Genomic DNA, 13,511 nt, shown 5'->3' on the forward strand with positions numbered 1-13,511 from the left:
CTATAAATATGATTAAAAAGTTATTTTTTCCCTTTTACGCACTCATTATCCGGCCTTTAAATGCGCGAAATTTACGTAACTTTTATTATTCGGTTTTTAAATATCAGAGCTTTAAATTGTTGTTGAGCAATGACTTTACGACTAAGAATGCCGATGGCACTCAAATACAGTACTTCTTTCGTCAGGAAACACAGTTTCCACATCCAGTAGGTATCGTCATTGGCCGAGGAGTTGTTCTCGGCAAAAACGTAACGATACATCAAGGCGTAACCATTGGAGGTAAAGCGGGACATAAAGAACAACCTTATGTCGGTGATAACACCATCATTTACGCTAATGCTGTAATCGTAGGCCCTGTTTCTGTTGGAGAGGGGGCAGTCATTGGAGCGAATTCTGTAGTGGTCAAAGATGTACCAGCTGGCGCAGTTGTCGCAGGTGTTCCGGCTAGGGTTGTTGGGCAAAACGAATGAAGAAGTTTGTTTTACTTGTATGTGCATTACTGTTAACCGGTTGCTTAGGCATGCCAAAACAGGTTACACCCGTAACAAACTTTGAGCTTAACCGCTATTTAGGCACTTGGTATGAAGTCGCGCGACTGAATCACTCTTTTGAGCGGGGTTTATCGGATGTCACCGCAACATACAGCTTACGTGAAGACGGCGGTGTCAAAGTGATTAATCGTGGCTACAGCCGTGAAGAGGGTCAATGGCAAGAGGCAGAAGGCAAGGCGTACTTCGTTGAAAACGATAAAACGGGGTACCTGAAGGTTTCATTCTTTGGGCCTTTCTATGGGTCGTATGTGGTGTTTGAGTTGGATGACAACTACCAATATGCCTTTATCTCGGGGCCTGACCACGATTACCTATGGCTGTTATCGCGCACGCCAACTGTCTCGGAGTCCGTGAAGGAGCAGTTTATTGCATCGGCGAAACAGCGGGGTTTTGCCACCGAAGAGCTGATTTTTGTCGAGCACAGCCGCACGGACCCCAAACACAAGAAAACCCAGCAGTAGAAGAGAAGTACCATGCGAAAAACAGACAAGAAGTATGACAAAGCGATTCGAGAAGCACTGACTGACGTCTGTGAGTTGACAATGGAAAAGGTCGAGGGGTTTGAATGGCTCACGCATGAAGTGAATTATCAGCGTTTTCCACAAAGCTTAACCGTGCGGCTGATGTTTAAAGACAGGCAAACGCTAGCCGGCTTTGAACGGAGTGATGACTACCAAGCTGTTTTGAATGATATACAAACTCGCCTCACTGCTGCAGGAGTCACACTGAAAAACATCAATCAACATATTGAGTTAGATACACTGTAAGCCTGTGACTACTCGCACACTTACCTTATGGCTGACAAGCTACAGTGTAAAGTCGGCCGTGAGGAGGATGCTGTGTATCAACTCGATACGTCAATTTGGATCGCTGATGGTGAAGCGGTCCCTTTCTTTACCTTACCCTATACCACGCGCATGGTGGTGGTGAGGCTTGCCGATCACTCCCTATGGATTCACAGCCCGGTAAAGCTTACCGATGCATTACGCACTGAGCTAGCGTCGTTAGGGAGAGTGCGTTATTTAATCGCTCCTAACCAATTGCATCACCTCTTTTTATCCGAATGGGTTGAGGCCTTTCCTGACGCACAATTAATGGGTACCCAACAAGTGGCGAAAAAACGAGATGATCTATGTTTTGATCACTGTTTTGAGGACTTGTCTGAGCCTGCTTGGCACGATGAGATCGCGCAATGTTTGATTACCGGCTCGCCAGTGATGACAGAATGCGTATTTTTCCATCGACAAAGTCAAACGCTGATAGTCACTGATCTGATTGAAAATTTTCGTCCCGAGGCATTTTCACCTTTTAAACGCAAAATTGCCGAGTGGTCAGGTGTGACAGCGCCCAATGGTAAAACGCCACTCGATTGGCGATTGAGCTTTTGGTTTCACAAAGACGAATTAGCAAAACATATTCGTACCTTGATTAATTGGACACCGCAGCGCCTTGTCATGGCACATGGCGAAATTGTAGAAGCGGCGGTCCCTCATTTATTGCGCGCATTTTCATGGCTAGGTGAAAAGCGGCTCAATGCCCCCACTCATTAAGCGAAGGAGCAACGGTATGGAAGCACGAATTAGTATTATCACTTTGGGTGTTGCTGACTTATCACGTTCGTATGAATTTTATCGCCAGTTAGGCTTTCCAACGCATAGCCATCCTGAAGAAGGAATCGTGTTTTTTAGTACCGCAGGTACACGATTAGCGTTATATCCCGCAGACTCGTTAGCCGATGATATCAAGCCCGGACTCACCGTTAACGAGACAGGGTTTGGTGGCATTACGTTAGCGCACAATACGCGTTCCAAAGAGGAAGTGGAGGAGGTGCTGGCTTTGGCAGAACGTTGTGGCGGTCGTATTGTTAAACCTGCACAAGACGTATTTTGGGGAGGCTACAGCGGCTACTTTGCCGATCCGGATAACTATCTTTGGGAAGTGGCTTATGGCGATTGTTGGCAATTTGATGATAATGGCAGCCTTGTCTTGGATTAATAACCATGGACGTCTTTTTGGAGCAGTTGCAAATGCAGGGGACAGAGAATGATGCCCTGCAACATTTGCGTGAGTGAAAGTTGGCACGATAAAAAAGGCGTCTGGAAAGACGCCTTTTTAGTCTCTAAATTCAGTGGTATTACGCGGCTGCTAGCGTTTGCGCTTGACGGTTTGCATGCCAGACCAAGCCAAAGCCAATAATGACCACCGCGCAGGTTGATAGCATGACCGTGGTGACGGCGATCAAGCCGGAGGCTGCAAACGCAGACACCACGGCGCTCGCCACGAAGCAGACCATCATTTGTAAGAAGTTCAACAGCCCCGCAGCGGTCGCGCTACAGGATTTGAAATCTTCCAAGGCGCGATTGACGACCAGTGGGTAGATGGCACCGTTCGCTGCTGCGAGGAAACAAAACGGACCTAAAATTGCCCAGATGTTGGTGACGTCGGTGCGCCAGCTGATCAAAAAGATAACCACGACACTGATGACAAACAGCTTAAGCAGCCAAGGCAAGATAATGTGATCTTTAAGCTTGTTGAGGGCATGACGACAGGCATAACCACCGACGACAAAAGCAATGGTTTGTGGAATATAGCTCAGACCAATATCCGCTTCGGTATAACCCATGGCGGACATCACGAACGGTGACCCTGTCAGATAGGCAAAAAATGCCGCGGAACAACCCGCGAAAATGAGCATATTACCGATGAATTTTTTTGATTTAAAAACTTGTTGGTAGTCACTTTTAAGTTTATCAATAATTTTAGTGTCTTGTACTGGCTTAGCTAAGCTTTCTTTTTCACGTAGAGTAAGTGCAACGAAAACAAGTCCTAGTGCAAATAAAACCACAAAAATACTGCGCCAATCAAAATGCTGGAGCAAGTAGGCACCTAATAATGGTGCTAGAGCTGGAGATAAGGCAACTAATGGCATGATAGTGGCGAACACTTTCTGACCTAGTTTACCCTCATAGCGATCAATGACCACCGCTTGCCAAATCACAATCGCGCTACATGCGCCCAATGCTTGAACAAGACGTGCACCGAGTAGCAGATAAATATTACTCGCGAAAAGGCATACGACAGTCGCGACAATATAAAGAAGCAAGCCGATCAATAGCGCAGGCTTACGGCCAACGCGGTCGGACAGCGGACCATAAACCAGTTGACCGCAAGCCATACCAAGCAAAAATATACTTAAGGTCAACCCAATATTTGCGGACGATGTAGCAAAATCGACTTGCATGGCTTCAAAAGCGGGCAGATACATATCAGTGGCTAAAAAGCCCAGCATACTTAGCCCTGCTAGCCAGAACAGAGTGATAAACGGCACTTGTTTGTTCATTTTTTATCTCTTGATGTAAAGAATAGTGTAACAAGCAGTTTATGACTAACAATCTATGCTGTGAAACGCTATGATTTGAACATTGCTTTCAAAAAAATTGATTTGAATGTTTTCTTACCAAGATTTTCAAGTGATTGACGTGGTCGCACGGCGAGGAAGCTTTTCCGCGGCGGCCGACGAGTTGCACAAAGTGCCGAGCGCGGTGAGCTACACGGTGCGCCAGATTGAAGACAAACTGGCGGTTACCCTGTTTGAGCGGCTTCATCGTCAGGTTCGGTTGACGGCGGCGGGGGAGTTTTTTGTCTCTCAATCGCGTGAGATGATTAAGAACATGGAAACTATTCGCCAGCAAACACAACGTGTGGCCAATGGTTGGACACAAAGTGTCGCGTTAGCGCTGGACAACGTCGTGCGCGAAGATAGCGTCAATACGCTGGTGCGGGATTTCTACGATGCGTTTCCTGATGTCGAGCTGTTACTAACCATGGAAGTGTTTAACGGCGTATGGGATGCGTTGGCGGATGATAGAGCCGATATTGCGATTGGTGCCACGGCTGCCGTGCCAGTGAGCGGCGCGTTTCGCTATCGGGAAATGGGCACCCTGCGTTGGCGGTTTGTGGTGAGCCCCTCGCATCCACTCGTCCAGTGTGCCCAGCCACTGGCTAATGATCAGCTCGCGCCGTATCCGGCGATCTGTTTGGAAGACACCTCGCGCCGCTTACCGCGCCGTACCACTTGGCTATTGGATAATCAGCGCCGCCTCACGGTACCGAATTGGCACAGTGCCATGCAATGTTTTAAGGCAGGGTTAGGCATTGGTGTGATGCCTTCACACATGGCAGAAGATGCGATTGCGAGAGGAGAGCTGGTGGAGCTTGCGCTTGAAGAGCCGCTATTAAGCAGTCCGTGCTGCATTGCATGGCGCTCGGATAAAGAATCACCACCGGTGCGCTGGCTGCTCGATTACTTAGGCGATAAAGAGCAGCTGCAGCACCAGTGGCTATAAGCTAGGAGGAGGGCGTATCGAGCGTACGCAACGTTTGGTACCCCGCCCAGACTCGTGTTGCTGCCGTAATTAAACAGGCTGCGCCAAAGATGCCGGCAATCCACGCCATGTATGTTGGGAAAAGGCACATTAACACAAAACTCGCGATGGTCTCCGTTCCTTCGGTGATCCCGCCGATGTAATACATCGACTTATTGGCGTAAACCGGGTTATCAATCTGGTGTTTGCTGGCCATAATTGCAAACGCTAAAAAACTTGCGCCAGTCCCCATAAAGCAAAACAGCAAAAAACTGGCGGCGATGGCGTTATTGGCCGGATCGGCTAGCGCAAAGCCAAAAGGAATGGCCGCGTAGAAGATAAAATCGAGGGTAATATCTAAAAAGCCCCCCGCGTCCGTGAGCCCTTGCTCGCGGGCGAGGGCACCATCAAGGCCATCAAAAAGTCGGTTGATGATAATAAACACAAGCGCCAGCCAATACATTTGTAGCGCGAGAGCGGGCACGGCCAGCAAGCCAATCAAAAAGCCTGAGAGCGTGACGGTATCGGGTTTTACCCTCCATTTTGTAAGCTGCACCGCTGCCTGCTTCAATGGCCAGCGGATTATCGCGATGGCGTAACGATCAAGCATTCTGCATCTCCTCGTGCGGTGCGGGGTCAGTCGGGCGAGCCGGCCAATTTAAACAGCGGCTCTGATCCGCAATATCCTCGGCATCATGCGTCACAATCAACGCAGGAATGTTGCGCTGCGCAATTTGCTCAAACACAAAGGCCCGAAAATCCCGTCGCAGCGGCTTATCCAGCTTACTAAAGGGTTCATCAAGCAAGATGGTATCGGGCGCGGCGAGTAATGCACGCAACACACTGATTCGCGCACGCTGTCCGCCCGAAAGCTGGCTGGGGGCATAATCGGAAAACACCGCCAAATTGACTGATCCTAATGTTGCGATAGCTTGATCGCGTTTTTGTGCTTTATTCATCGAGGATGGCAACGCAAACGCCAAGTTTTGCCACACATTTAAATGCGGGAAGAGTAAATCATCTTGAAACAAAATCCCAATACGGCGCTGCTCCGGCGGTAAGTGATCAAAGGGCTTACCATTTAACGTCAGCTGACCGCTGTAATGCATGGGCGGTTGGATGTGCCCCGCCAATACACTCAGCAGACTCGATTTTCCGCAGCCACTAGGCCCCATCACGGTGAGTATTTCTCCCGGAGCGACCGAAAATGACAGCTCACGCACCAAACATTGATCAGGCGCGTTTATGGTGAGTTGGTTGACACACAGTGTCATGGTGTTGAGCTCCTGAATAAGTTGGTGTTGATTTAGGTAAAAGGCGACGTTCAGCGAGGCGGCTCAGCACAGTGGCTAAGGCGAAAACAATGAGAGGAAGCATCGCTTGCATCAGCCCATACAGACCACTGATACGGCGATCGAGGCCGCTCGATAAGCTAACCGCCTCTGTGGTCAGGGTATTAATGCGTCCCGCGCCCAGCAATTGTGTGGGTAGGTATTGTGCCAAACTGACACTCGCGCCGACCGCCCACGCCAAAATAATGGCGGGCAAAAGGAGTGGCAGTTTCACTCGCCACCATGCAAGCGTGGCGCTGACACCGAGGCTTCTGGCGGTTTGCATAAGCCGCATATCAAATTGCTGCCACGGCCCATCGAGTGCGAGGTACACGTAAGGAAACGCGAAAAAAATGTGAGCCCAAAGGGTTGCCGGCACGTGCCACTGGCCGGGAAGGCTATACACCGCCACCTGAATACCGAACAAGATAGAGAGTTGAGGAACCAATAATGGAATAGCGATGATCGCTCTCGGCACTGAGCGTTGCTGATTGACTGACCGTTCCAGACATCCGATGGCAAATAGCAAGGCGACACTGGCGCTGATCACCGCCAGAACAATACTGTTCCCCGCCAATGACCACACATAGCTAAGCTCTTGCTCCCAAAACCGTAAGCTATATCGGCTGGGTAGCCAATCGGGAAATGACCAGCGCAGCGCGAATGACCACATCAGCAACACAGGCATAATTGCAAGGGGAGTGATAAACACCGGCCACCAGAGTGATTTGCCGGGTAACCATGCGTGGCGGCGGCCCGTGTATTGCCAGCGATTGAGACATTGGCAACCAAGCCACGCCAAAAAGCGAAATAGCAATAAGGCTAAGCCACACAGAACAAATAACAGCAGGGCACCGGCTGATGCTCTGGGAAATAGTGCTAAATCCGGGTCATTAAACCACTGCCATACCAATACCGCATAGGTAGGCGGCGTATTCGGCCCAAGGATCATCGCCACATCAACCACTGACAGGCTGTAGGCGATGACGGCAAAAATCGGGAAACGCATTTTGGCCAGCCAAAGCGGAAGAATGACTTTTAACCAGGTTGCGGTGCGGTTATACCCGAGACTGGTTGATACCATCGTCAGTCTAGACACATCAATTTGACGCAGCACCGATAGACTCATCAATAGTAAGAACGGGGTTTCTTTTAGTGTCAGCGCCAAGGTGAGCCCAATAACATAAGGGTCTTGTACCAGCGCCCAAGTCACGGGTTGATCGCCGAGAAGGGGAGTTAACAGGCGAAATAGCCAACCCGACGGGGATAGCAGCAAAACCAGACCAATGGCAAAGGCGACATGTGGTAATGCCAGTAACGCAGGCAAGCGTGCACTGATCTTTTGCCAAATAGGCGTGTGCCAAGTAGCCTGTAAAATCATAAAGCTAAGTGCCACCGCGAGCAGGCTACTGCCTAACCCCGAGATGAGCGTTAGCTGAATAGATTGTGATAGCCCCGGCCATGCCATGACAGCTTGCCAGCCGCTAAAGTTAGCCTCTGTCAGCCCTAGTGTGGGTAAGAATGCAAAGGCGGTCGCGAATAAGCCGCCCACCCCTGGCAACAAGGGTAGGCAGCACACCGTTAGGGTAATGGCAAACAGCAAACGTGCCATATCAACCTCTTTCTATTGGCCGTAGCGTTTCAGCCAAGCGCGCTCAAGCGCGGTTTGCCAGCTTGGGTGTGGCTCGGGTTGGGTGTTAAAGCGGCTAACTTCGGCGGTGTCAGGCAGCTTCACGACGGGTGGATCGCCCCATACTTGGGTATCGGCTTTGCGCAGCTGTGCCTTTTCGCTCATTAAGAAGTTGATGGCGACCATAGCACCGGCTTTGGCATTGGCGTTGTATGGAATCGCCATAAAGTGAATGTTAGACAGCGCGCCTTGGTCAAAGGCAAACGCACGCGCTGATTGGGCAAGTTTTCCAGAGGCCACCGCCGCTTTTGCTGCATTGGGGTTAAAAGCTATCGCGACGAGAAGCTCCCCATCGTCCAACAATTGGATAGTTTCAGCACTACCCGATGGGAACTGCGCGCCTTCGCGCCAAGAGACTTGGTGCAGTTGGTCGAGATAGCGCCACAATGGTGCGGTCACGGCGTCAAAATCCACCTCATCAACCGGCAAGTAAAGTGCCTCGCGGCTGTCCGTGAGCTCGAGTAACGCCGCTTTCAGAAAACTGGTGCCGTGAAACTCGGGCGGTTTGGGGTAACTAATACGGCCAGGGAATGCTTTAGCCAAACTTAACAGTTCGGCGAAAGAGCGAGGTGGGTTGGCCAAGGTTTTCTGATCATGGATAAACACCAGCTGTCCCACCCCCCAGGGTGCTTCGAGGCCGTCTGTAGGCTCAGTGAAGTCTTCTTCAACCGGTAAGCTTTTATCGACAATTTGCCAATTGGGGAGCGTGCTGACAAAAGGGCCGTACAGCAAATCATTTTCCTTCATCGATTTGAAGTTTTCGCCGTTAATCCAAACCATATCGACACTGCCGCCGCTATCCTTACCGGCGGTCTTTTCGGCAAGCAGGCGATTGACGGTTTCAGCGATATCCGCCACTTTGACATGTTTCAGGGTGACACCGTAATCGCGTTGTAACTCGCGGCTTGCCCAGCGCAGGTAAGCATTGATCTCTTGATTGCCGCCCCATGCGTTAAAGTAAACAGTTTGACCTTTGGCTTGTTGCTCAATACTTTCCCAACTGTTGTTTTCCGCGCTTGCAGAGGCAGTAAAACTGGCAGTACTCGCAATTGCCAATGTTAACGCCGCTATCCAGTGTTTCATTGTCATCTTCCTTTTCAATTAGTGACGCATCCAACGATGATATTTTTCGACCCAGTTAAGCAGCTTCTCGGGTGCATGGGCTTGTTTCCACATTCCAGCGGTATACTTCACCGCTTCACTCATGGTTGGATACGGATGGACGGTGCCCAAAATTTTATTCAGTCCTAACCCGTGCCGCATGGCGAGAGTAAATTCTGCGAGCAAGTCGCCTGCATGCTCGCCAACAATAGTCACCCCCAGAATGGTATCTTTTCCTTTCGGTGTCAGTACCTTAATAAAACCGTGGTCATTTCCATCAGCGATCGCGCGATCCAGATCATCAATGCCGTAATAGGTCACTTCCACCTCTTGCTGATTGGCTTTGGCTTCTTTTTCATTGATGCCCACACGCGCGACTTCTGGCGATGTATAGGTCGCGGAAGGCATTACTGAATAGTCAGCACGAAAGCGTTTAAATTGCCCGAATAGTGCATTCACGGCGGCATACCACGCTTGGTGGGCACTGGCGTGGGTGAGCTGAAACGGCCCCGCTACATCACCTACCGCATAGATATTCGGATAGACGGTTTGCAGATACTCGTTGATTTGAATAGTGCCACGCTCGGTCACTAGAATATCGAGCTTTTCGAGACCAAATCCTTTGGTGTTGGCACTGCGCCCTAACGCGACTAGCACCGCATCAAATGAGACAGACTTCTCACCGTCAGGGCCATCGAGTAACGCGATTTGCTCATTATCACTGTGTTCAAATGCTTTGACTTTGTGCTGTGTTAAAACCGTGACACCGTCACGCTCTAACGCCTGCTCAACCAACTGGGCGGCATCTTTGTCTTCACGGCTAAGAAGTTGGTCAGCCATTTCCGCGAGCGTCACTTGGCTGCCTAAGCATGAAAAGCTTTGCGCCAATTCCGCGCCAATGGGGCCACCGCCTAAAACCAACAACCGTGGTGGCAGCTCATCCAGAGACCAAATCGTATCCGAGGTGTAATGCGTGACCTCAGCCAAACCGGGAATCGGGGGCAGCATGGGGCGTGCGCCTGTGGCAATCACGATGTTGCGAGTGGTCAGTCGCTCGCCGTTCACCTCAACTTCCCATGGCGAAACGATGTGCGCTTCACCTTGCACACACTCCACGCCGAGTTTGGTGTAACGCTCGACCGAATCGTGAGGCTCAATGTGGGTTATAACCTGTTTAACCCGTGCCATCACGGCCGAAAAATCAACAGCTGGCGTTTGGGTATGAATGCCAAACGTTTTGGCCTTGCCAATTTCTCGCATGGTTTTTGCCGCGCGTATTAGCGCTTTTGAGGGAACACATCCGGTGTTTAGGCAGTCACCTCCCATCGAACCTTTTTCAACCAGCGTGACTTTTGCTTTTACCACTGCAGCGATATAACTCGATACCAAGCCGCCTGCACCGGCACCGATCACCACCATATTGCGGTCAAACTGTTGGGGTTTGTTCCAACCTTGATAGCGTTTACGACGCGTGATCCAAGCCATGACCCACTTTGCCAGTAGTGGGAAGACACCCAGTAAGGCGAGAGAGCCAAGCACCGACGGAGACACCACATCGCCGAGTGCGTCGATTTGGGCCAGTTGGGTCCCTGCATTCACGTATACCGCGGTGCCTGGCAGCATCCCTAACTGGCTAACCCAATAGAAGGTGCGGGTTTTGAACGAGGTTAGTCCCATCACCAAGTTAATCAGGAAAAACGGGAAAATCGGGATCAGGCGGAGGGTCAATAGATACAAGCGACCGTCTTTCTCTATGCCGCGATTAATGGTATCGAGCTTATTGCCAAATTTGGCTTGGACCCAGTCGCGTAAGATAAAGCGACTCACCAAGAAGGCGAGGGTGGCGCCAATTGAGCTGGCAAAGGAGACCAACACCAATGCCCACCAAAAGCCAAAGAGTGCTGCGCCCAATAAACTCGCTACTGCCGCACCCGGTAAGGACAGGGCGGTCATCACCACATAGCCGACAAAAAACACCAGGCTTGCGATGGTCGCGTTTTCGATAATGTAATCATTCAATGCCACTTGTTGTGCTTTGGCGTTTTCAAGCGTGAGCCACTGGCTGAGATCTAAACTGAACCAAAGTGTTACAAGCGCCACCACCACTAAACCAAGCAATATCTTTTTTACTGGCATACTGTGTCTCGTCCGATAGTAAATGGGTCCCAGTTATTACTTTAGGTACTGTAGCTGAATTAACTGGCTGATTTGTCGGTTACATTGAGGAACTGTGTCCTTAATCGTACCTTTAACCAGACCCGACCGATCGCAAGAAACTTTCGCTATTAGTCAGAAATTAGTTTGAATGATGATTTATTGAGCGTTTAGTGCGTTCAGAAAAAGCGACACCGCCATAAAGGCGGTGTTGGACGCGAACATTGCTCACAAAAAAGGTAGAGAGGTATGGGGGTTGTGAGGAATTAATTTTCTAAATGTTGTAATAATTCTTGGCGACGTTGAGGGGGAACCACAGACCAATGCTTGCCAGTAATCGCACCTTCTAGTGACCACAGTAACTCCAAGCTTAGCTCTTTTTCATGCGCAGAAAGAAGGGCTTTGTAGGCATTGACGGCACCTTGCTGCTGTAAACGTTCAGGTGTGTCAATACCGGCTTTTTTCAGCATACGCTCGGTCGCAAGCCGTAAATTAGGCAAGTCTTTTAAACGAGATGGCGTGGCTTGTTTTTTCAAAGTACGATCGCGTGTCGCGACATCCAGCGCTTCTTTGGCTTCAGTGAGCAGTTTATCTTGGTCATCCCACCAGTATTCAGGAATCGCAAAATATTTCGTCACAACGGGAAAGCCCCGCTTTTTATACACGTAGGGTGATAAGCCTTGTTTTTTTAATAGTGCTTCGTTTTCTTTTCCAGCACGTAAATGGAGAGTGTTGTTAACGACAAGTGCGAACATGGTGTCTTCACAAAAGATACCAAACCCACCAAACATTGAACGGGACTTTATACTGCCAAATTTGGCAAATAACTTCATTGCGTTCTTTAAAGCTGGTTTATCCATTTGATTAAAATCTCGATGAATTACTAATGCCTAAAAAAGACGTCATAATGTAACAAGGCAAGATCGCAGAATTGTCAACGAGCCATCAAATTTGTCAGCTTTGATATGTTGGCAACCCCGCTACCGTTGATATTTTGACATCATGTCAAATTACCGTTAGGCCGGAGGCTTTGCGTCCCATGCTTTCGCCATGGTTTGCCTTGTTCAATCGCTATTAAGCATATAATAATTAGACACCGATGTCGTCCTCTCCCATTACGCAAAGTGTGATCTTGGTTCAGGGTGGGTGTAATTGATGAGCTAGAGTAAAAGCACTACTAGACGAGTGGTCGCGTAAAAAAGCACCGCCAAGGCATTGACGGTGCTCTTCATAAAAATTTCATTAAAACATTAAGATAGTGTTTTAACTGACTGTCGACTCACTAGTGCAGGTTGCATTTCGAACACTTGCTGTTGAGTCTCGTTGTTGGCAATTCGCGCGAGCAAGAGCTTGACGGCCGTTTTGCCTAGACGGCGTTTGGGCTGGTGAATAGTTGTCAATGGTGGCGAGAAATACTCGGTGAGATCAATATTATCGTAACCAATCACCGATATATCATCTGGCACTTTCAAGCCGTGCTCGTTAAATGTACTAATGGCCGCTAATGCCATAATGTCATTAAAACAAAACACAGCGGTCGGGCGGTCTGACATTGTCGCTAATTGCTTCGCGGCAATTTGCGCTTGATCGGCTTCAAAATCTGCCTCAATCAACCAATTTTCATTTACTGGAATGTTGGCTTCTTTCAACGCGCGGAAATAACCGTTTAAACGATGCTTACAGGTATTTTTATCCATTTGGCCAGAAATGCAGCCAATCCTAGTATGACCATTATCAATAAAGTGTTTGGTAGCAAGGTAACCGCCCAATTCAGCGTTATCTTCTATACGGTCTGTATCGATATGATGACTGCCCCAATCCATCACGACCATAGGCAGATCGCGTTTTTTTTCTAATAACAGCATCAAATCTTCGTTGAGGTCAGAGCACACCACAATGAGTCCGTCGACGCGTTTTTCAGACAACATACGCAGGTAGTCGCGTTGCTTTTCAAGGTTACCCTCGGTATTGCAGAGAATCAGCGTGTAGCCTTGCTTATAGCAATAGTCTTCCACACCGTGAACCAGTTCGGCGAAAAAGGGGTTGGTGGATTTAGTCACCAACATACCCAGTGTACGTGTTGTATTACACTTCAAGCTTCGCGCCACAGCACTTGGGGCGTAGTTCAATTCTTCAACCGCTTGCCATACTTTCTCAGTCGTCTTCTCCGCGACAAAGCGGGTTTTGTTTATCACGTGCGACACCGTCGTGGTCGATACACCGGCGAGACGCGCGACATCTTTAATCGTTGCCATCTTGATTCTTCTTTGTAGTAATGCGTAGGGATCGTTACTCGCGACCTTACAGAAAAACGCCGCTG

General features: G+C 49.3%; 14 protein-coding genes and 1 riboswitch. Of the genes, 6 read left to right on the top strand and 8 right to left on the bottom strand.

Features of this window, described 5'->3' with window-relative positions; genetic code table 11:
• The 5 genes from BZG82_RS10965 to BZG82_RS10985 all read left to right on the top strand — a co-directional run.
• The coding region (locus tag BZG82_RS10965; protein ID WP_077765840.1) for a DapH/DapD/GlmU-related protein at positions 1–470 on the top strand (470 nt) is incomplete at its 5' end.
• Complete coding sequence (locus tag BZG82_RS10970) at positions 467–1,012, top strand: lipocalin family protein (RefSeq protein ID WP_077765841.1); 546 nt, start codon at positions 467–469, stop codon at positions 1,010–1,012. The genes BZG82_RS10965 and BZG82_RS10970, both read left to right, overlap by 4 nt.
• A 12-nt stretch (positions 1,013–1,024) precedes the next feature.
• Positions 1,025–1,318: a hypothetical protein gene (locus tag BZG82_RS10975; protein WP_077765842.1), complete on the top strand. Its 294-nt coding sequence runs from the start codon at positions 1,025–1,027 to the stop codon at positions 1,316–1,318.
• Positions 1,319–1,345: 27 nt separating this feature from the next.
• Positions 1,346–2,101, top strand: coding sequence for a DUF4336 domain-containing protein (locus BZG82_RS10980; RefSeq protein ID WP_198928549.1), 756 nt, complete (start codon positions 1,346–1,348; stop codon positions 2,099–2,101).
• 16 nt (positions 2,102–2,117) lie between these two features.
• Positions 2,118–2,546 carry a VOC family protein gene (locus tag BZG82_RS10985; RefSeq protein WP_077640297.1) on the top strand — a complete coding sequence of 143 codons (429 nt, stop codon included), beginning with the start codon at positions 2,118–2,120 and terminating at the stop codon, positions 2,544–2,546.
• A 139-nt stretch (positions 2,547–2,685) separates the two neighbouring features.
• Here BZG82_RS10985 and punC read toward each other — a convergent pair whose 3' ends face one another.
• A complete protein-coding gene (punC, locus tag BZG82_RS10990; protein WP_077765843.1) occupies positions 2,686–3,891 on the bottom strand; it encodes a purine nucleoside transporter PunC in 1,206 nt (401 codons plus the stop codon).
• Positions 3,892–3,997: 106 nt separating this feature from the next.
• On the opposite strand from punC, the gene punR reads away from it, so the two are divergent.
• Positions 3,998–4,897: a DNA-binding transcriptional activator PunR gene (punR, locus tag BZG82_RS10995; protein WP_046073314.1), complete on the top strand. Its 900-nt coding sequence runs from the start codon at positions 3,998–4,000 to the stop codon at positions 4,895–4,897.
• Position 4,898: 1 nt separating this feature from the next.
• Here punR and BZG82_RS11000 read toward each other — a convergent pair whose 3' ends face one another.
• The 7 genes from BZG82_RS11000 to purR all read right to left on the bottom strand — a co-directional run bounded on the left by BZG82_RS11000 (position 4,899) and on the right by purR (position 13,446).
• Positions 4,899–5,525, bottom strand: coding sequence for a CDP-alcohol phosphatidyltransferase family protein (locus BZG82_RS11000; protein WP_077666317.1), 627 nt, complete (start codon positions 5,523–5,525; stop codon positions 4,899–4,901).
• Entirely contained in the window at positions 5,518–6,189 is a 672-nt protein-coding gene (locus BZG82_RS11005) for an ATP-binding cassette domain-containing protein (RefSeq protein ID WP_077765844.1), read from the bottom strand. The genes BZG82_RS11000 and BZG82_RS11005 overlap by 8 nt, the downstream gene beginning before the upstream one ends.
• On the bottom strand, positions 6,149–7,858 hold the full coding sequence (locus tag BZG82_RS11010; protein ID WP_077765845.1) for an ABC transporter permease: 1,710 nt from the start codon (positions 7,856–7,858) through the stop codon (positions 6,149–6,151). The genes BZG82_RS11005 and BZG82_RS11010 overlap by 41 nt, the downstream gene beginning before the upstream one ends.
• A 12-nt stretch (positions 7,859–7,870) precedes the next feature.
• On the bottom strand, positions 7,871–9,025 hold the full coding sequence (locus BZG82_RS11015; RefSeq protein WP_077765846.1) for an ABC transporter substrate-binding protein: 1,155 nt from the start codon (positions 9,023–9,025) through the stop codon (positions 7,871–7,873).
• Between the two features lie 12 nt (positions 9,026–9,037).
• Positions 9,038–11,173, bottom strand: a complete 2,136-nt coding sequence (gene lpdA / locus BZG82_RS11020) for a dihydrolipoyl dehydrogenase (RefSeq protein WP_077765847.1) — start codon at positions 11,171–11,173, stop codon at positions 9,038–9,040.
• A 284-nt stretch (positions 11,174–11,457) separates the two neighbouring features.
• Entirely contained in the window at positions 11,458–12,051 is a 594-nt protein-coding gene (locus tag BZG82_RS11025; protein WP_077765848.1) for a TfoX/Sxy family DNA transformation protein, read from the bottom strand.
• Between the two features lie 107 nt (positions 12,052–12,158).
• Positions 12,159–12,261, bottom strand: a riboswitch (cyclic di-GMP riboswitch).
• 180 nt (positions 12,262–12,441) lie between these two features.
• Positions 12,442–13,446 carry an HTH-type transcriptional repressor PurR gene (purR, locus tag BZG82_RS11030; RefSeq protein WP_077663108.1) on the bottom strand — a complete coding sequence of 335 codons (1,005 nt, stop codon included), beginning with the start codon at positions 13,444–13,446 and terminating at the stop codon, positions 12,442–12,444.
• Positions 13,447–13,511 lie beyond the last annotated feature (65 nt).

It is taken from the genome of Salinivibrio sp. PR5 (assembly GCF_001996085.1).
GTDB classification, from domain to species: Bacteria; Pseudomonadota; Gammaproteobacteria; order Enterobacterales; family Vibrionaceae; genus Salinivibrio; species Salinivibrio proteolyticus.